The following is a 22916-nucleotide window of genomic DNA, read 5'->3' on the forward strand; positions in this document are numbered from 1 at the left end:
TTCAACCGCTCGATGCCTGTGAATCCATCCGCCTCCCGATGTCCGGAGGGCGCTTGGCCGGAAGAGTTGAAAGCACGGGACCAAGCCCGTATCCAACAGAAGGAATCCGATGTTTCTCGCCATTCGCGACATCCGCTTCGCCAAGGGCCGATTCGCCCTCATGGGAAGCGTGGTCGCACTCATCACGTTGCTGCTCGTCATGCTTTCCGGGCTGACGGCGGGATTGGGGAACCAGTCCACCTCGGCCATTGCTGCCCTTCCCGTACACCAGATCGCCTTTGGAGCGCCCGCAGGTGGTGAAGCGAAAGCGTCGTACACGGAATCGGAAGTCTCCGCGGCCCAGCTTCAGACCTGGCGCGAGCAGGCAGGCGTGAGCTCGGTGGAGGCTCTCGGCATCAGCCAATCCCGTGTCCAGTCCCTGGCCGACAACGGCACCCCGAACGGCACCGCCAACGTCGCGGTCTTCGGTGGAGCCAACGGTCCAGTGGCTGTGGAGGACGGGACCGTCGTCGTAGGCGGAACCCTGGCCAAGGACCTCGGCCTGACGAAGGGCAGCCGGCTCCGCCTGGGCGGTACTGACCTGACGGTCTCAGATGTTGTGGAGGACCAGTGGTACTCGCACACGGGCGTTGTATGGACCACCCTGGACACGTGGCGTTCAGTCGCCCACGCCGCACCGGGTACGGCCACCGTCCTCGCCATAACTTACGACGGCGGAACCTCCGTGGACGTCGACGCCGCCAACGCTGCGGCCGGCACGGTCAGCACGGACCGGACCGGATCGTTCCAAGCGTTGGCCTCATACAAGAGCGAGAACGGCTCCCTACTCCTGATGCAGGCCTTCCTCTATGGAATCTCGGCCTTGGTGATCGTGGCCTTCCTGACGGTGTGGACGGTTCAGCGAACCCGCGACATCGCCGTTCTCAAAGCCTTGGGCGCGTCCTCCGGTTACGTCCTGCGCGATGCCTTGGCCCAGGCAGCACTCGTGTTGCTCGCGGGCGCGGCGCTGGGGGGACTCGTGGGGCTGGCCGGGGGAGTCCTTGCGGCCAAAGCGGCACCGTTCCTGGTCACGCCGCTGACCACCCTGCTGCCCGTGGCGGGGATCGTCATCCTTGGCCTGGCCGGAGCAGTACTGGCGGTCCGCAAGGTTGCCACGGTTGATCCACTGCTGGCTCTCGGCGGCAACTAAAACATTCCTCGAAAGGCATATCCCATGAACACTGCACTTGGTCTTATCAACGTTTCCCTCGAATACGCCGATGGCGGCTCCACGCTCAAGGCGCTGGACTCCGTGGATCTGAGCGTTGCCCGCGGAGAATTCCTCTCGCTGGTTGGCCCCTCCGGCTCCGGCAAATCTTCGCTGCTTGCCGTGGCCGCCACCCTCATCAAGCCCACGGCCGGGCTCGTCATCATTGATAGACAGGATGTCGCTGCCCTCAAGGAGGCTGAACGCACGGCCCTGCGCCGTGACAAGGTGGGCATCATCTTCCAGCAACCGAACCTCCTGCCGTCACTGACCGCCGTCGAACAGTTGATGGTCCGCGAACATCTGCGCGGCAACCGGGCGAAGGAGGCCCGGCGCGAGGCGGAGCAGCTGCTCGACGTCGTGGGCCTTTCCGCGGCCCTCCACAAGAGGCCGCACCAATTGTCCGGTGGGCAGCGCCAACGCGTGAACATCGCCCGGGCCCTCATGGGCAAGCCGACGGTACTGCTGGTGGATGAACCCACGGCCGCGCTGGATCACGAACGGAGCGAGTCGATCGTCCGGCTCCTTCGCCAGGTGACAGACGAGTTCCAGACAGCGACGGTCATGGTCACGCACGACACGGAGTTCCTGCCCCTCACCGACGCAGTCACGACCATGCGGGACGGACGGATCAGCCGCGCGTCAGTCCCGTCCCCCCTGCCCAACTAGGGGACAGCAAACGTCGCTACGGAGCCTCATTGGAGCAGGAGCTGTTCCTAGTTGGGGGTGGCGAGGAGGGCTTGGTCCTGTGCATCGTCGTAGGCATCCCGGGCCTCCATGATGGTGGGGACGTGGCTCTCGGCCCATTCACGCAGCAGGGAAAGAGGTTGCAGCAGCGACTCACCCATGGGCGTGAGCTGGTAGTCCACTCGGGGCGGCACCTGTGCGAAGACTGTCCTTGTGATGAGACCGTCCCGCTCCAAAGTACGCAGCGTTTGGGTCAGGACCTTGGGAGTCACCACATTGACCATTTTGCGCAGCTCGGAGAAACGGACCGGCCCGTCGCCAAGCACCTGAATCACCAGGGAGGCCCACTTGTCACCGATGCGCTGGAAGATCACGCGCGACGGGCAGTTGGGGTCCAGGATGTTGGCGGGGAGGTCTTTAGTATCCATGAGGTAACTGAGTTCCTTTGAAGCTATCGGTATCCAATAGATACCTTTGTTGCATTGCAAGGATAGCAACCCCAAGGAGAGCAATGAAAATCGCAGTCTACGGCGCTACTGGCATGGTCGGTAGCCAGATCGTCAACGAGTCCATCAACCGGGGCCACGAGGTCACCGCCATCTCCCGCAAGGGTGCCGAGGTTCCCGGCGCCGCCGCCCAGGCAGCGGACCAGGCTGACGCCCAGACCTTCGCTTCCGTCGCAAAAGGCCACGACGTCGTCGTGCTGGCTACGGGTCCCAGCCGCACCGGCGGGGACCACTCAGAATGGCTCGACGCCATGGCTACCGCTTTCAGCAACGCCGAAGGCACGCGCCTGATGATCGTGGGCGGCGCCGGAACCCTGGAAATCGACGGCGTCCGACTCCTCGACTCCCCGGACTTCCCCGAGGCCTACAAAGCCGAGGCCACCACTGCAGCCAAGGCGCTCGAAGCCGTGAAGCAGACCCCCGAATCCCTCGACTGGACCGTTCTGGCGCCTGCACCCGTCATCCAGCCCGGCGAACGTACCGGTGCATACAACGTTGCCAAGGACTCACCGGCAGGCAGCACCATCTCCACGCAGGACTACGCGGTAGCCATGCTGGACGAGATCGAAAGCCCGGCCCACCGCCGCGCCCGTTTCACTGCGGCAAACTAGCACCGGCCGGACGCAAAGTAAGACTGGCCAACGCTAAAGCCCCAGGCCAAGCCCGGGTACCGTCGTCTTGAATATGTCCTTGAGGGCATGTTTCGCGGCATGGTACCCGGGCATTCCTGTAACGCCGGGTCCGGGCGGCGTTGACGACGAACACAGGTAGACGCCGGGCATGGGAGTCCTCCACGGGACATTGGAAACCACGGGCCGCTGTACCAAGCCTCGGAGGTCCAACATTCCCGCACTGAAGTCCCCACCCACGTAGTTTTCGTTATAGGCGGACAGTTCCGCCGCCGTCGTGGTTTTTGACGCCACCACGACGTCGCGGAAGCCGGGTGCATACCGTTCAATCCGGGCAGTGACAGCCTCGGCCATGTCAACAGTGGAATTCTTCGGAACGTGGCAGTACGTCCAAAGGACATGCCGCGCTTGAGGGGCACGGGACTCGTCCAGCATTGACGGCTGGGAAACCAGGACGTAAGGCTCAGACGGATATCTGCCCATGTCCACAAGGTTCTCTGCCTCGGCCATGGCCCTCCGCGAACCGCCCACATGCACTGTCCCGGCCTTGGCCAAGCCGGCGTCCTGCCAGGGCACCGGACCGGAAAGAATGAAATCGACCTTGCAAGCTGCATTCCCGAAACGGAATGTTTCCAGGGAATGCCTGTACTTGTCCGGGATTTCGGCCCCGCCGAGGCGGGCCAAGGTAGGCGGAGCCACGTCGAGCAGGATGGCCTTCGCTGGACGGACCTGGTCCAGCGAATCAACCCGCTCACCCACTTGGATGCTTCCACCGTGCGCGCTCAGATCATCCGCCATGGCCCTCGCAATGGAGATCGAACCGCCAACGGGCACGGGCCAACCGCCCGCGTGGGCAAGGACGCTGAGCAACAATCCGGCGCCCGTGGAACTGAGCGAAGGTTGCGAGCCCAGCGCATGCGACATCACACCGGTCAGAAGAGCCGGAGCGGCATCCTCGCGGAACCGGCGGCCCCAAAGAGGCGTGCCCTGGTCAAGGGTGGCCAACCCGAACAGGACGGCCGCCAGCGGGTCCCTGGGCAGGCGCAACAGTTGGTTCGAGGTGAACTCCACAACACCGTCCACCCGAGCCAGAAGGGGACCCAGCAACCGTCCATAGGCGGGACCGTCCACTCCCAATTCCTCAACGGTCCGCTCCAAGGACTGGTAGGCCAAAGCAGCTCCGCCGCTGTCCAGGGGAGTGCCGTGCTGGACCTCGGGGACGCGAAGCTCCACGCGGCGGGACAGTTCGAACGCCCGGAAGAACGGTGAGGCCAAGGCCATCGGATGCACCGCCGAGCATACGTCGTACAGGTACCCGGGCTCCAGCAATTCGCTGGTCCTCGATCCGCCGCCAATATCCGAGGCGGCCTCGTAGACCTTCACCTCCAGTCCGGCACGGGCCATGACCACTGCCGCTGCGAGCCCGTTCGGACCGGCTCCGACGACGGCGACATCAACCATCGCTCTTCACCTCCGATCGCTGGCCTTCTGCAGATCCGGCGGCTGCGGCGGCAGGCTTGGATGCCCATGGGAATACGGAACGCGAAGGACGGAAAAGATCTATACGCAGCCAATCCCGGGCACCGTCAAAGGGGCCGCCATGGGGGTCGTCCTGACCTGCCAGCCGGAGGGGGTCCTGGGCAGGATCCCAGATGTCCATAACGATGCGGGCCATCAAATATGCCGTGACCACCATGTGCAGTCCCACGGCCAGAACGTAGTAGGACATATCGATGTTGTGCTGGACGGATCCGCCGCTGGTGGCCTGGCCCAGGTACATCCAGATAGCGGCCCAATGGAGGCCCTCGGCGGCCTGCCAGATGAGGAAGTCCCGCCAGCGGGGCCGCGCAAGAGCCAGGAGCGGGATCAGCCAGATGACGAACTGGGGGGAGTAGACCTTGTTGGTGAGGATGAAGGCGGCCACAATCAGGAAGGCCAGCTGGGCTATTCGCGGCCGGCGCGGCGCGCTGACAGCGAGGACTCCAATGAGCGCGCAGGCAGCAATGAAGAGGTAGAGCGCCAGCGTGTTGATGGTTGCCGCGTTCATCTGTGTCCAGTGGAGCCTGTCCGCCACCAGGTTGTAGGCAAACCAGGGCGAGCTGTATCCGGCGGGACGTGATTGCGTAAATTCGAAGAAGTAGCGCCACCCCGAAGGATTCAACGCCGCGAGGGGCAGGTTCACAGCCAACCACGAAGCCAAAGCCGCTCCGGCCGTGACGAAGAAGACCCGCAGCTTTCCACTCCGCAGGGCAAGGACCAGGACTGCGCCGAGGATCAAAATAGGGTACAGCTTGGTGGCGGTTCCAAGGCCAATGCACACACCGGCAAGGATCAACTTGTCGCGGGAGAAGAAGTACATGCCCAGGGCCAGCAAACCTACAGCCCACATGTCCCAGTTGATGAAGCCGGCCAGAATGATCCCCGGGGCAACAGCCACCATGGCGGCATCCCACGGCCGCCGTTTGTTGATCCGGGCTGTCAGCAGGACAGTGACGATCCAGACAGCCACGATCAGGGTGGCGTTGACGTCGAAGTAGCCGAGAATCCGTTCGTTTCCCACACCAGTGCCGGGAACCATCAGCGCAGTCACCCCGGCGATGATCCCCATGAGGACCGGGTACTCAAACAGGCTGCCCGGAGTGAAGAACGGAAACACGCCGTCGCCCAGACCGCGGTTCTTGAACAGCTCAGGGAAGTCGGAATAGCAGGTGGCATAGAACTGGCCGGGGGTTTCCCAACCGTTGACGCGGCAGTAGTCCTTTGCCAGCACAGCCAAGAGCGCAGCTATGACGGTAAGGATGATGAGCACCCGCTCAACCGTGAACGGGTGGGGGGAAACTTCCCCGGGAGACGAATGCTTGCCTAACGGGCCACCCACCAGCTCCGTGAAGTTGCGAAGCAAAGAGTCATTGCGGCTGGGAACAACAAAGCGGCCACGTTTCAGTTGCCGGTGCGGCATTGTCTCCTGCATGAACCGAGCTTACAGTCAGGCGCATATACCACCCAGTTAAAAGGGGGAGCCCACGCGTAGCCGCGTGGGCTCCATGAGGTTCAGCATGAATGTGTGGCATCTGAACTCCTTCGTGGCCGGCTCAGGGAATCAACGGATGAGTCCCATCTGGTGCAGGACAACGTAAACATCTTCACGACGCTGGTCGAGCAGCTGTCCGTTGAACAGTGTGCGGTCCTTGGGAGCGTTGCCGCTCTTGTAGAAGCGCATCTCTTCGGGGCGTTTTCGCATGGTTCACCTCCTTTCACAGGTTTCCACCGATATTTGGGCACAACAATTAGAGGCCTTTGAGTTCAGCAAAAAACCCGTAGCCAAAAAAGGCACAAATAACCGAGGGTAAATAAAGGGATTAAGCGGACCGAATCAGGAAATACCATGAATCGCGTGCACTATTGCGCGTGCTTCCAGCAGTTCACCCAACAAGAAGCTGGTTCCGAACTATGGGGAAACTGCGCACCCGCGGCATGCTGCGTGGGTCCGCGCCTGCAACTGACTACTCAGCCATCCAAGAGAAGGAAGGCCGTCAAGAACACCGCCGGCAATAGGCCGGTCCGGTGAATCAGGAGTGGGTCAGAGAGTTAAAATGGCGTCGATCATCAGCAGAGGCCGGGGTAGCAGTGACGGTCAACTTCCGTCCGCTAGTCAAAGTAATCATTTTTCCCAACCTCCTTCCGGCCTTTACAGCCTGCTGTGGCATTCTCCCGGCTGACTAACCGGTGAATGCACGCCTCGTTCCCGGCGGGTCGCTCTGGGAACAAGATATAAGCTACCCCATCAAGCGGGGATTTGACCAGCACATTCGGCTAATTAGCGAAAAGTTTTTATAAATTAGCGATTTACAGGCCCCAACGGACAATTGCAGGCGTCCGTTTGTCCCAACCCAGAGTGCACACCTTCGCGGTCCCCAGGATGAAGTGCCGGCCCTCGCGTGCGTCCATTTCCAACCAGCGTGCCGTGAGAATCCGGGAGAAATGTCCGTGCGCCACTACCAGCACATTGTCCATGCCGGATTCCAGCACCCGGCCAATGATCTTGTCCGCACGGGCAGCCACCTCATCCAGTGTTTCCCCGTTGGGTACCCCATCAGTCCAGATGAGGTAGTCCGGGTTGTCCTTGCGGATCAGGTCGGAGCTGATGCCTTCGTAGTCGCCGTAGTTCCATTCCACGGCCAGCGGCTCATGGACAGCGTCCGGGTAGCCAGCCAGTTCCGCGGTCCTGCGGGCACGCCTCAGCGGGGAGGTCAGCACCAGGTCGAAGTCAATGCCTTCCAGGATCTTGCGGGCCTCCACGGCCTGTTGCTCGCCTTCGACGGTGAGGGGAAGGTCCGTGAGGCCCGTGTATTGGCCGCTCTTGGACCACTCCGTCTCCCCATGGCGCAGGATCCAAAGTTGCGGACGCGGGGAAGTCACAGCGTTCATGCGGGCTCCTCAGTTTCGGTCGAAGACTCGACGACGGCGGACTCGGGTTGCGTTTCCCACCAGGCCATCAGCTTCTGCTCAGCTTCCTCCGGTGACAGCGGGCCATGTTCCATCCGCTCTTCGAGGAGGAACTTGTAGGCGCGGCCGACGACGGGTCCGGGCTTCAATCCCAGCAGGGCCATGATCTGCGCTCCGTCGAGGTCGGGCCGGACAGCTGCCAGCGATTCCTGTTCCAGCAGCGCCGCAATGCGGTGCTCAAGGTCATCGTAGGCGAAGGAGAGGCGGTCGGCCTTGCGCTGGTTGCGCGTTGTGACGTCCGAACGGGTAAGCCGGTGCAGGCGTTCCAGCAGGGGACCGGCGTCGGTCACGTAACGGCGCACGGCCGAATCAGTCCAGCCGGCGTCGCCGTAGCCGTAAAACCTCATGTGCAGTTCGACCAGCCGGGATACGGCCTTGATGGAGTCGTTGTCGAATCGCAACGCCTTCATGCGCTTGGCCGTGAGCTTCGCACCTACGACGTCGTGGTGGCGGAAGCTGACCGCGCCGCCCGGTTCAAAACGACGCGTAGCCGGCTTGCCGACGTCGTGCATCAAGGCAGCGAACCTCAGCACGAAGTCGGGGCCGGGAACCGGGCCGTCGGGACCGGTTTCCAGCGCTGCCGCTTGCTCGAGGACCTGAAGGGAGTGCTGGTACACGTCCTTGTGCCGGTGGTGTTCATCCGATTCCAGCCGAAGGGCCGACACCTCCGGAAGCACAAACTCCGCGAGGCCCGTGTCGACCAGCAGGTCGATACCAACGCGAGGATGGGCTCCGTTAATAAGCTTGACCAGTTCGTCGCGGACACGTTCGGCGGAGATGATCTTGATGCGGTCAGCCATCTGGGACATGGCGAGCCGAACGTCGTCGTGGACCGACACGCCCAGCTGGGACGCGAAACGTGCTGCCCGCATCATCCGCAGTGGATCGTCGGAGAAGGAAGCCTCCGGGGCCCCGGGAGTCGCGAGTTCGGACGCATGGAGATCCCGCACGCCACCGAAGGGATCCACCAGTTCCAGGCTTGGCAGGCGCAATGCCATGGCGTTGATGGTGAAGTCCCGCCGCAGCAGGTCATCGGTCAGGGAGCTGCCGAAAGCCACCACGGGTTTGCGCGAGTCGGGATCGTAGGCCTCGGCCCGGTACGTGGTGATTTCGATTTGGAAGCCGTCTTTGCGCATCCCGATGGTGCCGAACGCCCGGCCGATTTCCCAGAAGTTGTCCGCCCATTTCTTGATGACGGAGATGGTCTGGTCCGGCGTGGCATCGGTGGTGAAATCAAGGTCCGGGGAGGTCCGCCCCAGAAAGAGGTCGCGCACCGGTCCACCCACCAAGGACAGCTCGAATCCGGCGTCGACAAAGCGCTGCCCGAGGTCGAGCACCACCGGATCGATGGTGAAGTTAACAGAAGAGCTGTCCAATACGTGCGCCATAGTTCCTTAAGCTTGGCAGATTTTTGCGCTGCATTGGGCCACTGTTCCATGCGAAATCAGGCATGCGTCGGCCGGGCATCTCCTGCAGTCCACCTTGTGGCCATGTCCCGGTCATCACTCCGGGGCAAGAGTCGTTAGAGTGGACCACATGGCCAACCCAGTACCGAGCGCTCCAGGCAGGAGGACAAACGCACCATTGCCGTCGGCAATCGGTGCTCACGTCGCGCCTGCCCCGCAGCACCCGGCGCAGGCGTCGCTTCCCACTGTGGAGGAAGTGTCAGCGGGCGGCGTTGTGGTTGACACGTCCGACGGCGAACTCCGGGTTGCGATCATCGCCCGCCTTAACAGGGGTGGCCGGCTTGAGTGGTGCCTGCCCAAGGGCCATCCGGAGGGCCGGGAGAACAATGAGGAAGCTGCTGTACGTGAGATCGCCGAGGAGACCGGCATCGAGGGCAGCATCCTGGCGCCCCTGGGCAGCATCGACTACTGGTTTACCGTGAGCGGCCACCGGGTGCACAAAACAGTGCATCACTTCCTGCTCAGGGCAACGGGTGGCGAGCTGACCATCGAGAATGATCCGGACCAGGAAGCCGTGGACGCCGCGTGGGTTCCCATCCAGGAATTGGCCCGAAAGTTGTCCTTCCCGAATGAACGCCGCATCGCCGATCTGGCACGGGAAGTGCTGCCGGAACATCTCTGACCCGGGTACATGGGACGATAAAGGCGATGTCTGAAGCCAAAACAACCCAGTCCGTTCAATCCGGTGAAGCCCGTTCCAGCGCCATCATGGCTGCCGGAACGCTGGTTTCCCGGTTCCTTGGCTTCGCCAAAACCTGGATGCTCGGTGCCGCGCTCGGCCTGGGCTCCACGGTGAATGACACATTCATCAACGCGAACAACCTGCCGAACCTGATCTTCCTGCTGGTGGCCGGCGGCGTGTTCAACGCCGTCCTGGTTCCGCAGATCATCAAGGCCAGCAAGGCTCCCGACCGCGGCGCCGACTACCTCAGCAGGCTGCTGACGTTGGCTGTGCTGGTGCTCCTCGCACTGACGGCCCTGGTGACCCTGGCGGCTCCGCTCGTCATCGATCTGACCACCCAGGGCTACTCCGAGCAACAGAAGGCGCTGGCAGTCACCTTTGCGCTGTGGTGCCTCCCGCAAATCTTCTTCTACGGGCTCTATGCGCTGCTCACCCAGGTCCTGAATGCCCACGGCGCGTTCGGCCCTGCCATGTGGGCACCCATCCTCAACAACCTTGTGGCCATCGCCGGTCTGGGTATGTTCATCTGGATCCTTGGCGACAACATCCACAACCCGCACACCCTGGACAACTGGGGACCGACCCAGACATTCCTTATTGCCGGCTTCTCCACGTTCGGTGTGGTGGCACAAACGGCCATCCTGCTCATTCCCGTGTTCCGGCTGCGCCTGGGCCTGCGTCCGCGCTTCGGATGGCGCGGAGTCGGTTTGGGCCAGGCCGCCAAGCTGAGCGTTTGGACGCTGGCGACTGCCGCCGTCGGGCAGTTGGCGTTCCTGTACATCATGAGGATCGCGACGATCCCGGGCGCCGAGCGCCTCCGTCTGGACAATGCCGGAGACAGGGCAGCTGCGGCTGTGCTACCCGGCAACGCTGTGCTGGAAGTTGCCAGCCAGCTGTACCTGCTGCCGCACTCCATCATCGCCCTGTCCTTGGCCACCGTCCTCTTTAACCGCATGACGCGCGCATCGCAGGACGGCAACAAAGCCGAGCTTCGCGACGCCCTCTCGCACGGCCTCCGGACCATGGCCGTCGCTACCGTTTTCGGGGCCTTGGCCCTGTTCGCCCTGGCCGGACCGCTGGGCATGTTCTTCTCCGGTGGCGAGCCGCAGGACGGTGTCATGTTGGCCCAAACGCTCACCATCCTGGCTCTCAGCACGCCGTTCCTGAGCGCCAACTTCATGATGTCCCGCGTGTTCTACGCCAACGAGGACGCCCGCACGCCTCTGTATGTGCAGTTGTGGCTCGCTGTGATTTATGTCGTGGGCGCCTTCTTCATCCAGTTCCTGCCCGTGGGCCAGATCATCTACGCCATTGCCATCCTCTACACGTTGGGCAACATCCTGTCCGTGGTGATCAGCGTTGTATTCCTGCGGCGCCTGCTGGGTCACCTCGACGGTCCACGCATCGCCAATTCGTACATCCGCATGGGTTACGCAGGCCTCGGATCCGCCGTAGCCGGTGCCATCGCGTTGTGGCTGCTCGGCAGCTACCGTGCCGACGGTTTCGCGTGGAGCAGCCGCCCAGCCGCCCTGGTGACCGTAATCGTCGTCGGGCCCGTGATGTTGCTCGCCTACCTTGTCCTGCTCCGCGTTTTCCACGTCACGGAACTTCGCGACCTCCTGCGCCCGCTGATGAGCCGTCTGGGTCGCGGTGGCCCCGCGCCGGTGTCCGGCGAGGTGGAACCCACGACGGCGGCACGCGCCACGGTCTCGGACGATACCGGTTTGATCCCGCGCATCTCAGGCGAGTTCGATGCAGCGTCGTACCGTGCGGGACCCGCGGTGGCCCCACAGCGTTCCACGCAGCCTTCAACAAACGAACCGGACGCGCCCAAGACCTATCTGCCGGAGGAAGACGAACCCAGCACAGCACAGGGCGGCAGGTTCCGTCCAGCGGTCCCGCTGCCGGGCAGGCGGACCTATCAGGGCGACGCTGGACGCAATCCATACTTCCCTGCTCCGCGGAACCGCCGGAAGTGAGCCGGTGCCGCCAACGTGGGCGCCGGGCCTCAATCCGCTAGGCTAGAAACGAATATAGGTAGTTGCAGAAGCGGTTGAACCGGCCCGTCCGGCCATCCGTGTGCAGGACCCGCAGCTCCCGGACAGCCTAGGAGGAACACGTGTCCCACCCGATCGACGTCGGATCAGTACTTGGCGGCCGCTACAAGGTCACGGCCAATGTGTTGACTTCGCATGACCAAGATCAGGTGCTCGACGGCGTGGACCAGGTCCTCAACCGTCCCGTGAGCATCCTTGTTGCCGGTCCCGGAAACGCCGAGCAGGTCGCACAAAGCGCCCGCGAGGTGGCCACGGGGGAGCGCCCCGGGCACGTCCAGATCCTGGACCTTGGCATCAGCGACAACACCACCTACCTGATCACCAACCACAGCACCGCTCCGGACCTGCTGGACCTCGTGGTGGCCACCAACCCGCCGTACATCGAACCGTTCTTCACGGAGACCCTCGGCAGCGAGATCTTCGGCCAGGCACGCACCTATGAGCCCGAAACCTACGACGGACTCTACGAGGATGACGAGCACGAGGCCGAGTACATCCAGTACGACGAAAACGGCTACGCCATCGCTCCCGAGCCACAGGACGAGCCGGAGTCCGCTGCTCCCACCCGCAGCGCACCGCATGTACCGCCCATGCCGGCGGCAAATCCTTCGTCTGCCAAGAGCGGCATCGCAGGCAAGCTGGCCGCTGCGGCGGCCGGGGCAGGCGCCGCTGGTGCAGCCGCCGCTTCCGCACTGAGGAACGCCGGGTCCAAGAACAACGACGCCGGTGCTGCCGCTACATCCGCTTCGGCCTCTGAGCCGCCGACACAGGCCGTGTCTTCGCAGTCCGTTCAGCCCTCCGAGCCGCGCACGCAAGCCGTGTCTTCACAGGCAGCTCCTTCGCAGGATGCGCCCGCGCGTGAGCAGGCTTCGGAGCCCAAGGTTTCCCTTTGGTCCGAGGAGGACTACGGGTACTCGGAGAGTGGTGCCGCGGCTGGTGGTGCCTCCGCAGCGGGTGCTGCGGCCTCCAACCGTGGAAGAACATCCGGTGACGAGCGCGCGGCAAGCAGCTTCCCGGCGTCGTCCGCTGTCACTGAGGACTACTCCGACGAAGACGACGTCTACGAGGAAGAAGCCCCCGAAAAGGAACCCCGCTCGCTGCGTTGGCTCGTGGGAGGCCTTCTGGCAGCGGTCCTGATCGTGGGATTGGTCCTGGCCGTCACCAACCTGGGAAGTCTACTGCCCAGCAGCAAGCCTGCCGCTACCCAGACCACGCCGGCGCCCCAGCCTTCTGAAACTGCCAGCGAGCAGCCGCAGCCCACGGAGACTGCTCCGCCCGCGGCTCCGCCGGCCATTCAGGAAATCACCCGCTTGGGCAACTTCCCCTTCGCGGCCACGTTCGACAAGGACCTCGGCAAAGCCTTCGATGGCAACGCTGCCAGCTACTGGTCCGACATGGAATTCGCAACGGCCAACTGGGGCGGACTGTCCGAAGAAGTTCCGCTCATGATCAAGCTGAAGGAACCGGCGGACGTGAAGTCCGTTGTCCTTAACCAGCTCGGTGGCTCCGGTGGAAATATCAGCGTCTTCACCAATGACCGTCCCGCCATGGACGGCGCCAAGCTCGTGGGTACCAACAGCTTCACGTCACCCGAACTGACCATTCCGTTGGCTGCGCCCACCAAGGCCCAGTACGTGATTGTCGTCATCAAGGCGCTGCCCAAGCTGGCCGCACCCAAGACGCAGTATGGTTTCGGCCTTCGCCTCGCTGAGGTCGCCGTCCAGTAGGCGTATCAAAGATGTGACCGCAAGGGCCGTTCTGATTCGTCAGGGCGGCCCTTACTGCTGCCCGCGCCAACGTCACCGCTTAGATATGACCGGGGCCCAGACGGTAACCTGAATGCTGGTGGCTTTTAGGGTCCCCAACTCCAACGGAATATTTGGAACGCATCAGGGGTTGAGTCAGGTGGCTGCCCCGAAAGCCGCAGCATCGACTAAGGAAGAGGTTCACGCCACGTGAGCATTGCAGAAAACAGCGCATCGCAGGTGCGTGACGTCATCATCGTAGGTTCAGGCCCTGCCGGCTACACAGCCGCTGTATACACCGCCCGCGCCAACATGAAACCTCTGCTCATTGCTGGTTCCGTCACTGCCGGCGGCGAACTGATGAACACCACGGACGTTGAGAACTACCCTGGATTCCCGGATGGCATCATGGGCCCGGATCTCATGGAGAACTTCGAAAAGCAGGCCGCACGTTTCGGTACCGAGATCCTCTTCGAGGACGTCACAGAACTCGACCTCGACGGCGACATCAAGACCGTGACGATCGGTACGGGGGAGACCTTCCAGGCGAAGGCCATCATCCTGTCCACCGGCTCGGCATATCGTGAGCTGGGTCTGACGAATGAGAAGAGGCTCTCAGGCCACGGCGTTAGCTGGTGTGCAACCTGTGACGGTTTCTTCTTCAAGGACCAGGACATCGCAGTGATTGGTGGTGGCGACTCCGCGATGGAGGAAGCACTCTTCCTCACCAAGTTCGCCAAGTCCGTCACCGTGGTACACCGCCGCGACACCCTCAAGGCCTCCAAGATCATGGGGGACCGCGCCCAGGCCCACGAGAAGATCAACTTCGTCTGGAACACGGCTGTTGAAGATGTTCTCGGCGGGGACAAGGTCACCGGGCTGAAGCTGAAGAACCTCGTGGATGGAACCGAGTCCGAGCTCGCTGTCTCCGGCGTCTTCGTCGCCATCGGAAACGATCCGCGCACGGACCTGGTGAAGGGCAAAGTCGAGCTGACTCCTGAAGGCACCATCGCCGTCGAGGGCCGCAGCTCCCGTACCAACATCAAGGGTGTTTTTGCCGCGGGCGACGTCATCGACCCCACGTACCGCCAGGCCATTACGGCTTCCGGTTCCGGTTGTGTCGCGGCCCTCGACGTCGAGCACTACCTCGCAGACCTGCACTCCTAAGCTGCATCCAGCAACCATACGAAGGGAAAAGTTATGAGCAACGCAAAAGACGTAACTGACGCAAGCTTCAGCACGGATGTCCTGGCTTCCGACAAGCCGGTCATCGTGGACTTCTGGGCAGAGTGGTGCGGCCCCTGCCGCAAGCTCGGACCCATCCTCGACGAGATCTCCGTTGAATACAGCGAGAAGGTCGACGTCGTAAAGCTGAACGTCGACGACAACCCGGCAATCGCTGCCGAGTACGGCATCACCTCCATTCCTGCTGTTTACCTGTTCAGCGGCGGAGAAGTGAAGAGCACCGTGATCGGCGCCAAGCCGAAGCAGTTCTTCGAGAAGGAATTCGCGGACGTCCTGTCCTAAGGGTCTTCTCGGATCTTTCAAAAAGCCGGTCGTTCTGCTCCCGAGGGAGCGGGGCGGCCGGCTTTTTCTGTTCTTGGCGGGAAATAAACATCAGTGGGTAGCTTTTTGATGTTTGGATGCACAGGAGGCGCTGAGCTTGCCGGAACTGTTGCTCCGCAGTTCCCCTTAGCTGGGGTAGGGCTGAGTCTGGGTTTCGAAGGAATCCAGAGTGGCTTCGATGGGCTGGGGACGGCCTTTTGTGGGAGTCGGCTGAGTGGGGCCTCCGACGTGACGCAGTGCCGGAAGTTTGCTTCGCCCTCTCTTAGCTTTCCCAGCATCTCTGAGGCCAGCAGACCGCTTGAGACTTTCCAGAGGTTCCCGATTCCGTTGCGGAACGACATCCTCGTTCGTAGGGGACGCAAGACTTCCAGCTACCATTCTGGGATACCCATAAAGTTACGGAAGTGAAGGCTCCTCCCGTTATCAATAGGTCAGCGGTACCGAAGCAGCTCCTGGACTCCCTGCCAGTGGCGTCACCAAGATGGGTCCGCCGTAGGAGCTTGTCCTAGACTCCTCGTGGTCTTTACAGTTCCTCGATCGGTTCTCTGCGTTGTCTACTTTTCAGAAGGAAGCGGGAACGAGTGGCGCCGCTAAGTGCGCGTCCGTTTCACGTGAAACACGCCAGAATGGCTCGGGAATGGCTGTTTGTTCAGGGGATCCTCCGTTGGTTTCACGTGAAACAGCCTATGGCGGAGCAGACGGCGCAGGTCATGCACCCTAGGGCAGCTACGGATAGCACCCAGCTTGAATTGGCAGTAAGGGGAGTAGCTATCCGCCAAGGTATCCGGAGTGCTGATGCTGGGTGCCCGGGCTCAGCGACGCCAGCGTCACACTCCTCCCGTGCTGAAACTTCTAGGGCCAGCAACAGAGGCACCGCCAGGCCTGCCGGCTGTATTGCAGCTCTCATAGGAGCCCCACCAGCCGACAATCGTTCTGCATCGGAGCCTGCCCAGCTCCCGCCGCGAGCACCCCCGGGCACACCGTCTGCATTCCACTCTCGCAGGAGCGGCAGCAGCGATGCCGACAGGCTCTCCAGAGGGCCTCTGACGCCTCATTGGGCCCTCAGGAGCGATAGGCCCTTTTGTTGCCTATCAGCGCTTATATGCCCCCCAGAAGCCTCTTCTCGCGCGTAAAAGCCACGCGTCCGGAACAGCGGAGGAAGCGACGCTTACTGGCGCATTGGGCCGAATAGGACGATATACATCGACGGATGACCCAAGAAACCGGAAGTGGGACCACAGAAGGAGCCAATCCAACTTCCATTCCAGCGCCGCTGCAGGCAGAGATCGCAGTTGCTACCACCCATCCCGCCCCGGAATCGAAAAATCCAGCCACCCAACAGTGCCCGGCCGCCGCTGACAAACCTCTTGCCCTTATTGTCAGCTGCGGATGCTCTTTCGGCTGACTCTCTTGCAGGTCTATTCGTAAATGACGGCGGGAGGGGCTCGCCGATGGTTCAGGGCTCCCGTCTAAGGCCTGCTTTGGGATGAGAACCTCGCCGTAGCCGTTTCACGTGAAACATGGTGGCTCATGACGGGGCACATCTACTGCCGGAACAGCCAGAATCTGCTTAGTCGGCACCTACATGAGAGTACGAGAGCAACAAACCGCCTACGTAAGCTCGAGTCAGGTACTTCCGTTCGATCACAGCCCGGATACCGGACGTTCACTCAAGCCACGCTCCACGCACGTGGTTTTGAAGGAAGCAACCACCTCCGCCTAGAAACGGACGGAGACCCCGCGCTAATGGTCGGTACAAGAGGGTTTCTCACGAACACGGCCAGCCGGCAGGCAGCGTTGGACCTCCGCCGGATCGCATACTCGACCAACCGCCTCTCCTCATGGCCAGCCGTTCCCTCCGTGCGCATGACGATCCACTTCCAAGGACAAGTCCGCAACAAATACTGGGATGTACACAGGCACTCCGTGCGCCAGCCAGACCTTCACTCGTTTCCCACCGCAGGCAAGCTGCTGACTAATGGCCGTCAATCGCCCGCTTGCCCCACGCACGTTTCCCTACCTCGTCCAGGCCGCTTCTCGTGTCGTTGCTGACGGACTGTGTATAGCCGCCTGCCCTTCGGCTATTGCATCAACATGGCACGCAGGCATCAACTTTTGATGGATCGGCCGGAGCTGCATCCGGTTTGATTCGACATAGATGATCCCGCTTCCGAGATCCATCCCGGACTGTTGCCCCCAGTCCCTCGCGATCGTTCCCTGCAGACCTACGCGGAATAGTCCATCGCGTAGACACTGATCCTCAGTCTGCTCAATAGAGTATCGAGGCTTCGCCTTGGTTCGCTCTCGCGCCTGCTGCGAACCCAAGCTTGGCCACCCCCGTCGGCCCATGAGGTTTCACGTGAAACAGCATGTTAGCTGCGAGCCCCGACGATGGATCGTCGACGGTGAATGCATTCATCGCTTCAAGCCACTGCGGAGGGACCAAATCAGAAGTTTCGGGTGCCTGCCATTAGGGGAGCGATGATGTACCAGACTCAACACCACCCATCTCGTCGTAATGGAGAGGATCGAACTCGGGGCCCCCGATACATCAGATGAATGGAAGCGGCGAGAGTTTGGACAGCGACGGACTGCATCCAGGCAGGCAAGTACAACAGACCTTGCCTACCTTGCTGAGCATCACCACTCCATGACGTTCATAGTCAGGCTGCGCATTGACCCAAAGTGAGCAGTCGTCCCCATAGCTCGATTCGGGCGCCGGCCGAGCGACCAGACTCGTTCAACGGGCGATCCCAGGAGGAACTTAGTCACAGGCTCCTCTCTCCTTATCCACAAAGTTATCCACAGGGTTATGCACCGACAATGATGTTGCCCACACACCACTACTTACGAACACTCTGCTCGCCCTGGAGTTTGCTTGCGGACCACGCTGCTGGTGTACCGTGGTGGAGATGTGTGTTCCCTACAATTGCGGGCCGTTCATCATAGTCAATCAGCGCAAAACCGCTGTAAAACCGCCGAATTGCCAGTTCAACGACGAAACTTCCGTCAGCCATAGGGGGAGCAGGTTCTGCGGTTCGTCTGCTGCCCCTTTCCGTTCAAGCCTACGCTCCCTAGGGGCGTTGAGCTGAGCGGGTGAGCCTCACCAAAGCCGATGGTTATCCCCAAAGTTATCCACAGACTTATCCACCGTTGAATCCACAGCCGCGTATGGCTCCCGAGAGCTCGCACTCGCGGCTCGGCTGGCACCGTTTCACGTGAAACGGAGGCGTAGCCTGTAGAGGCGGTGCCTCATTGGGGTGGTCTACGTCGCGGGGAGTAGGCACTCCCACTCATAGCGCCGACAATGCGCACACCATCCACCACGCCATGCCATGTGGCTCACGTCGCGGCACGGCGTGTGAGTGCCTTGCAAATACAGAGTTACATCGGACGTATGGCTCTCAGCGGGAAGCTGTGGGGGATCAGGCAACTCTTTTACAGCCCGCCTCACTCGACATTGCGGACGAGGAAACGCTACGAGGCCGAGCGGACCCATAGCAGCCGTCAGATCCCGCACAGAACCTGGAGATGCCGCGGTGCAGAGTGATGATCTCGGCGGAAGAGGATACGGGCGCAACGTCTCGTACGCGCAGCCAAGCTAGGGGCGGCGCTTGTCAGAACGAATGGCCTTTCGCGGGCACCTCCGCACCACGGCGCCAGCCTTCTCATGTCCAGAAAGCGCTCCTTACCTGCACCAGGACAGAGCCCTCCCTGCTCGACTTGCCCAGATCAAAGTCATCTGATGCCCGCGCGGCAGGAATTGTCAGCGAGCTACGCGATCACTGTTCTGAACGGACATCACATAATTAAATGATCCTGCCAGGTGGGTAGACTACGGATGCTTCACCCGGCGGCAACTGTGATTCGCGGAGCGCCATCGATAGCCAAGGCACACCAAGTCCTACGTTGTCGACCCTGGTGCGGACACGAGAAGGAGTGGCCTGTCTAAGAGCCAGCAGATGCAGCTATACCTAGGCCCATGGTCAGCTGGATGAGTGGACCAGCTCTGTCAGGCGACTTGTCCCTCTCGGAAGACCCTCGTTCTCCGATCCGCCGTCGACCATGCAATAACTCCTGGGCCTTCGTCTGCGCCTCCTTATGGCGGGGCCACCCAGCAACAATACGACTCGCACACGCCGCCGCCGAACTATCCCTCCTGAGGGACGAGCTAGGAGGCGTAGCTGGTGGTTATGCACGCTTGGGCTGCCGCGCCTAGGGGTTGGAAGGTCGCCGAGAGTCTCACAGAGCTACTCTGGGACTTCTGTGGCTATGAGCTTGCAAGGGGAGTGGCAGGACATTGAGCTTCAAGGTCTCCTCCTCTTGATACAGGGACAGGGCTCCGGATGGAACCTCAACGATTCTCTCCCGTACATCGCTATAAGTCGGATAAGCATTGAATTGCCTCATTTGGCGCAGCAAAGTTTCACGTGAAACTAGAGTGCAAGAGGGGCAGCCGTGCAGACTTCTGCCTTTACGTCGTCAAAGGCAGTCGCTGGGCTAAGCCAGTTGCAGGGCTGGCACTAGCCCTGCGGGCTGAAACGAACTCGCTGCCAAGAAGGTATGCCCGTCGTATCGCAGGGATCAGGCCGACTCAGCTTGGGCAGCGTTTCACGTGAAACGTTCACGGCGTTATGCATGCCCTACTGTTCGCGACCTTCCCCGCGGCACAGACCCAAGCGTCACCGGAGATACGTCCACTTTCCGTTCGAAGTGCAATCTGCAGTCCAGATGGTCATATCGCTACTCTGCCTGTCTCATCGTCCGACAAGCCTACTATCCTGGCTCGGATTTGCAGATGACATCAGTACCGCGTCAGAGTCAGCGAGCCCTGAACGCAGAATGCCAGGACGGAGGCCACTGACACCAACGTCCGATTCCGTGCGAGACTTTGGTTCGGCGCAAGAATCCAGCACCGTTTCACGTGAAACCTCCGCGCCAACTTTCAAGCCGATTGCAAAGCGGAGATGCGGTCGCATCGGCTGCACAACTCCGCGTCTTACCGCCCCGGAGCAACTCCAATAGGCGTCGGGAACGCGAGTTGCCGTCACAGTTTGCCTGCCACGATGCCAATAGACGACAAACCGAAGCAAACGCCGGGTTGAGTCGCGCTGTGAAAGCACACCGTCAGCCCACCTCATAACGAAGTCGAAGATTGGAGCTATGCATTGTGCGACCCCAGCTCGCGGCGTCGGATTACCGCGTCCAACCCGTTCCAGTGCATAGCCTCTAATCGATGGTGGTCCCAGACTGGCCGCTTTCTGTGCACAGTTTCACGTGAAACCACGACATCAGAAATCAATGCGAACGAAGAACTCAGTCACCGCGAGCCCTAAACGAAATGAAAAAGGGATCCGCCCCTGCGGGCGGATCCCTTGATAGATCAAAAACAGACTCAGTCCTCAGCGCCAGGGCCAAGAACGTTCATGATGCGGTTCAAGTCTTCGACGCTGGCGAACTCAATGCTTACCCGCCCCTTACGGGCCCCCAAGGTGATTTTCACGTTGGTGTCCAAACGGTCGGAGAGCGACGAAGCAAGATAGTCGAGTCGTTCGTGACGGGCGTTCGGCTTAGGAATACTGTTCTTCGCAGGAGTGGTGGGGTCCTGGTACAGCGTCACGGCTTCTTCCGTAGCGCGTACTGACATACCCTCGGCAACGATACGCTGAGCCAAGCGTTCCATTGCCGCAGCATCCGGGAGCGCCAGGAGCGCCCGGGCATGGCCCGCTGAGAGAACGCCAGCGGCAACCCTACGCTGAACCAACGGGGGAAGCTTGAGCAAGCGCAGCGTGTTGGAGACCTGGGGACGTGAACGGCCAATGCGGTCCGCCAACTGCTCGTGCGTTGTTCCGAAGTCTTCCAAGAGCTGTTGGTACGCAGCAGCCTCTTCCAATGGATTCAGCTGGCTGCGGTGCAGGTTTTCCAGCAACGCGTCACGAAGAAGGTCGTCGTCAGTGGTATCGCGGACGATTGCAGGGATGGTTTCCAACCCGGCAGCCTGTACCGCCCGCCAGCGACGCTCGCCCATTACGAGCTCGTACGGTTCTCCACCTTTTTCGGTTGAAGTTCGCACGACGATTGGCTGGAGAACGCCTATTTCGCGAACGCTGTGAACCAGCTCCGCCATATCGTCCTCATCGAATACCGAGCGCGGCTGCTTGCGGTTCGGATGGATATCGCCAACCGGAATTTCCGCAAAGCGGGCGCCCGGTACCTCTACCAACTCAACGTCACTGGACTGGGCAGCGGCAGGAGTCCTGGCTACGGCCGGCGACTCCTGAGCATCAGCAACCTCTGCGGGCTTCGGCTGATCAGCCGCTGGCGACTTGGTAGCAGCAGAACGGGCAGTGCTCGATTTGGTGGCCGGAGCCTTTGCGGCTGGAGCCTTGGCAGATGCCCTCCCCGCAGGGGCCTTTTTGGGGGCTGCAGTGGAGTTCCCGGACTCGGAGGCAGTATCGGGCGCCGTTGTGGCCTCGGGAACAGTATCAACCGTAGGTTCAGCAGTCTTCCGTGCTTCCGGGAAAAACAGATCCACGGGACGTGACGGCGCGGCGCCGTTTCCCTGGGCTGCGGCCGAGCTAGGAATGAGAGCCCCAAGACCCCTGCCGAGGCCCCTTCGCTTTTCGCTCATTGATTCATCCCTCCATGGAAGAGCCGAGCACGGTCTGGCCCTGGCTGTTGCTGTGTTTCAAGAATTCTAACGTTCAGCGATTTCGGCTGCGGCTTCCATGTAGGACAGCGCGCCGCTCGATGAAGGATCGTAGGTCATGACCGTCTGCTGGTAGCTTGGCGCCTCAGAGATACGCACCGAACGAGGAACCACGGCACTCAGCACCTGCTGGGGGAAGTGCTGGCGGACTTCCGATGCGACCTGCGCGGCAAGGTTTGTCCTGCCGTCATACATGGTCAGGAGAATCGTCGAGACCACGAGGTCGGCATTGAGGTGCTTCTGGATCATCTCAATGTTCTTGAGGAGCTGGCTCAAACCTTCAAGAGCGTAGTACTCGCACTGGATGGGGATGAGAACTTCGCTGGCTGCACAGAAGGCGTTGACCGTGAGCAGGCCGAGGCTGGGCGGGCAATCGATGAAGATGAAGTCCAGACGACCTTCACCGTTCTTTTCCCGTTCCTTGGCATAGACGTCGATGGCACGCCGGAGCCTCTGCTCACGGGCCACAAGGGAAACAAGCTCGATCTCCGCACCGGCCAGGTGAATGGTTGCAGGCGCGCAGATCAGGTTGGGGATGTCGGGGCAAGGTGCCACGACCTCCTTCAGAGGGAGGTCGTTGATGAGGACGTCGTAGATGCTGTCTACATCAGCGTGGTGCTCGATGCCCAGCGCGGTGGACGCGTTGCCTTGGGGATCGATATCGATCACGAGGACATTCAGGCCGGCGGACGCCAAGGCAGCAGCGATATTCACTGTCGTGGTCGTCTTGCCAACGCCACCCTTTTGGTTTGAAACAGTGAAGATACGGGTTGCTTCAGGCTTCGGGAGCTCGCGGCCTATGAGGCGTTCACGACGGCGGGTCTCGTTGGCGAGCTGCCGTGCGATCGGACTGGAATCATCGATGGAATCCATCACGTTCTGCACTCCATCCGAGGCGGTTTCACGTGAAACTGCAGCATTTACAACCGGATCAGTGCGCACAATAGGGGACTGCAGAGACGAAGAGGGGGTAGCCATGGCCCGCGCGGACCCCAAAGACATAAACGGGGGGATTCGTTGCGTGGAGGTTTCACTACCCACTGGTCACACTCTCACTCTCATTCGGCGCTTGCTGCCGTTCTCTAGCCTAACCGCTCAGTCGCCGACACGCTGGAAA

16 protein-coding genes are annotated in these 22916 nt (G+C 61.4%); 8 read left to right on the forward strand and 8 right to left on the reverse strand.

What is annotated here, in order from left to right:
* The first annotated feature begins 109 nt into the window (after positions 1–109).
* Together PQ627_RS04330 and PQ627_RS04335 are read left to right on the forward strand one after the other, a co-directional pair.
* Positions 110–1189: an ABC transporter permease gene (locus PQ627_RS04330; protein ID WP_274258731.1), complete on the forward strand. Its 1080-nt coding sequence runs from the start codon at positions 110–112 to the stop codon at positions 1187–1189.
* 24 nt (positions 1190–1213) lie between these two features.
* Positions 1214–1915 (forward strand): ABC transporter ATP-binding protein, encoded by a 702-nt coding sequence (locus tag PQ627_RS04335; protein ID WP_274258733.1) that lies wholly within the window; start codon positions 1214–1216, stop codon positions 1913–1915.
* A 47-nt stretch (positions 1916–1962) separates the two neighbouring features.
* Here the strand turns inward: PQ627_RS04335 and PQ627_RS04340 are convergent, their stop codons facing one another.
* On the reverse strand, positions 1963–2361 hold the full coding sequence (locus tag PQ627_RS04340; protein WP_274258735.1) for a winged helix-turn-helix transcriptional regulator: 399 nt from the start codon (positions 2359–2361) through the stop codon (positions 1963–1965).
* A gap of 83 nt (positions 2362–2444) precedes the next feature.
* Here PQ627_RS04340 and PQ627_RS04345 point away from each other — a divergent pair, with 83 nt between their 5' ends.
* A complete protein-coding gene (locus tag PQ627_RS04345; protein ID WP_274258737.1) occupies positions 2445–3050 on the forward strand; it encodes an NAD(P)-dependent oxidoreductase in 606 nt (201 codons plus the stop codon).
* Between the two features lie 33 nt (positions 3051–3083).
* On the opposite strand, the gene PQ627_RS04350 is transcribed toward PQ627_RS04345, so the two are convergent.
* The 5 genes from PQ627_RS04350 to PQ627_RS04370 form a co-directional block, all read right to left on the reverse strand.
* Positions 3084–4529 (reverse strand): phytoene desaturase family protein, encoded by a 1446-nt coding sequence (locus PQ627_RS04350; RefSeq protein WP_274258739.1) that lies wholly within the window; start codon positions 4527–4529, stop codon positions 3084–3086.
* On the reverse strand, positions 4522–6039 hold the full coding sequence (locus tag PQ627_RS04355; protein ID WP_274258741.1) for a glycosyltransferase family 87 protein: 1518 nt from the start codon (positions 6037–6039) through the stop codon (positions 4522–4524). Before PQ627_RS04355 ends, PQ627_RS04350 begins: the two co-directional genes overlap by 8 nt.
* A 129-nt stretch (positions 6040–6168) precedes the next feature.
* On the reverse strand, positions 6169–6309 hold the full coding sequence (locus tag PQ627_RS04360) for a hypothetical protein (protein ID WP_186313551.1): 141 nt from the start codon (positions 6307–6309) through the stop codon (positions 6169–6171).
* Positions 6310–6914: 605 nt separating this feature from the next.
* Positions 6915–7496 carry a histidine phosphatase family protein gene (locus PQ627_RS04365; protein ID WP_144660287.1) on the reverse strand — a complete coding sequence of 194 codons (582 nt, stop codon included), beginning with the start codon at positions 7494–7496 and terminating at the stop codon, positions 6915–6917.
* Positions 7493–8962, reverse strand: a complete 1470-nt coding sequence (locus PQ627_RS04370; RefSeq protein ID WP_144660283.1) for a CCA tRNA nucleotidyltransferase — start codon at positions 8960–8962, stop codon at positions 7493–7495. The genes PQ627_RS04365 and PQ627_RS04370 overlap by 4 nt, the downstream gene beginning before the upstream one ends.
* A gap of 196 nt (positions 8963–9158) precedes the next feature.
* Here PQ627_RS04370 and PQ627_RS04375 point away from each other — a divergent pair, with 196 nt between their 5' ends.
* The 5 genes from PQ627_RS04375 to trxA all read left to right on the forward strand — a co-directional run bounded on the left by PQ627_RS04375 (position 9159) and on the right by trxA (position 15051).
* Complete coding sequence (locus PQ627_RS04375) at positions 9159–9662, forward strand: NUDIX hydrolase (RefSeq protein ID WP_274258994.1); 504 nt, start codon at positions 9159–9161, stop codon at positions 9660–9662.
* 26 nt (positions 9663–9688) lie between these two features.
* A complete protein-coding gene (murJ, locus tag PQ627_RS04380) occupies positions 9689–11701 on the forward strand; it encodes a murein biosynthesis integral membrane protein MurJ (protein WP_144660281.1) in 2013 nt (670 codons plus the stop codon).
* Between the two features lie 140 nt (positions 11702–11841).
* Positions 11842–13506 (forward strand): ABC transporter substrate-binding protein, encoded by a 1665-nt coding sequence (locus tag PQ627_RS04385; protein ID WP_274258748.1) that lies wholly within the window; start codon positions 11842–11844, stop codon positions 13504–13506.
* A gap of 228 nt (positions 13507–13734) precedes the next feature.
* Positions 13735–14691: a thioredoxin-disulfide reductase gene (gene trxB / locus PQ627_RS04390; RefSeq protein ID WP_274258750.1), complete on the forward strand. Its 957-nt coding sequence runs from the start codon at positions 13735–13737 to the stop codon at positions 14689–14691.
* Positions 14692–14724: 33 nt separating this feature from the next.
* Positions 14725–15051: a thioredoxin gene (gene trxA / locus PQ627_RS04395; protein ID WP_144660274.1), complete on the forward strand. Its 327-nt coding sequence runs from the start codon at positions 14725–14727 to the stop codon at positions 15049–15051.
* Between the two features lie 5434 nt (positions 15052–20485).
* Here trxA and PQ627_RS04400 read toward each other — a convergent pair.
* Together PQ627_RS04400 and PQ627_RS04405 are read right to left on the reverse strand one after the other, a co-directional pair.
* A complete protein-coding gene (locus tag PQ627_RS04400; RefSeq protein ID WP_274258752.1) occupies positions 20486–21721 on the reverse strand; it encodes a ParB/RepB/Spo0J family partition protein in 1236 nt (411 codons plus the stop codon).
* A 66-nt stretch (positions 21722–21787) separates the two neighbouring features.
* The gene (locus PQ627_RS04405; protein ID WP_274258754.1) at positions 21788–22801 is read right to left on the reverse strand and encodes a ParA family protein; all 1014 of its coding nucleotides are present in this window, start codon (positions 22799–22801) and stop codon (positions 21788–21790) included.
* Between the last annotated feature and the right edge of the window lie 115 nt (positions 22802–22916).

The sequence above is a fragment of the Paenarthrobacter sp. AB444 genome (genome assembly GCF_028736865.1).
Taxonomy (GTDB): domain Bacteria; phylum Actinomycetota; class Actinomycetes; order Actinomycetales; family Micrococcaceae; genus Arthrobacter; species Arthrobacter nicotinovorans_B.

Bases quoted from the DNA above. Each gene is read 5' to 3' on its own strand.
- PQ627_RS04335 (WP_274258733.1), top strand. From the start codon at position 1,214: ATGAACACTGCACTTGGTCTTATCAACGTTTCCCTCGAATACGCCGAT.
- PQ627_RS04330 (WP_274258731.1), top strand. From the start codon at position 110: ATGTTTCTCGCCATTCGCGACATCCGCTTCGCCAAGGGCCGATTCGCC.
- PQ627_RS04405 (WP_274258754.1), bottom strand. From the start codon at position 22,801: ATGTCTTTGGGGTCCGCGCGGGCCATGGCTACCCCCTCTTCGTCTCTG.
- PQ627_RS04400 (WP_274258752.1), bottom strand. From the start codon at position 21,721: ATGAGCGAAAAGCGAAGGGGCCTCGGCAGGGGTCTTGGGGCTCTCATT.
- PQ627_RS04370 (WP_144660283.1), bottom strand. From the start codon at position 8,962: ATGGCGCACGTATTGGACAGCTCTTCTGTTAACTTCACCATCGATCCG.
- PQ627_RS04345 (WP_274258737.1), top strand. From the start codon at position 2,445: ATGAAAATCGCAGTCTACGGCGCTACTGGCATGGTCGGTAGCCAGATC.
- PQ627_RS04365 (WP_144660287.1), bottom strand. From the start codon at position 7,496: ATGAACGCTGTGACTTCCCCGCGTCCGCAACTTTGGATCCTGCGCCAT.
- PQ627_RS04340 (WP_274258735.1), bottom strand. From the start codon at position 2,361: ATGGATACTAAAGACCTCCCCGCCAACATCCTGGACCCCAACTGCCCG.
- PQ627_RS04360 (WP_186313551.1), bottom strand. From the start codon at position 6,309: ATGCGAAAACGCCCCGAAGAGATGCGCTTCTACAAGAGCGGCAACGCT.
- trxA (WP_144660274.1), top strand. From the start codon at position 14,725: ATGAGCAACGCAAAAGACGTAACTGACGCAAGCTTCAGCACGGATGTC.
- murJ (WP_144660281.1), top strand. From the start codon at position 9,689: ATGTCTGAAGCCAAAACAACCCAGTCCGTTCAATCCGGTGAAGCCCGT.
- PQ627_RS04350 (WP_274258739.1), bottom strand. From the start codon at position 4,529: ATGGTTGATGTCGCCGTCGTCGGAGCCGGTCCGAACGGGCTCGCAGCG.
- PQ627_RS04355 (WP_274258741.1), bottom strand. From the start codon at position 6,039: ATGCAGGAGACAATGCCGCACCGGCAACTGAAACGTGGCCGCTTTGTT.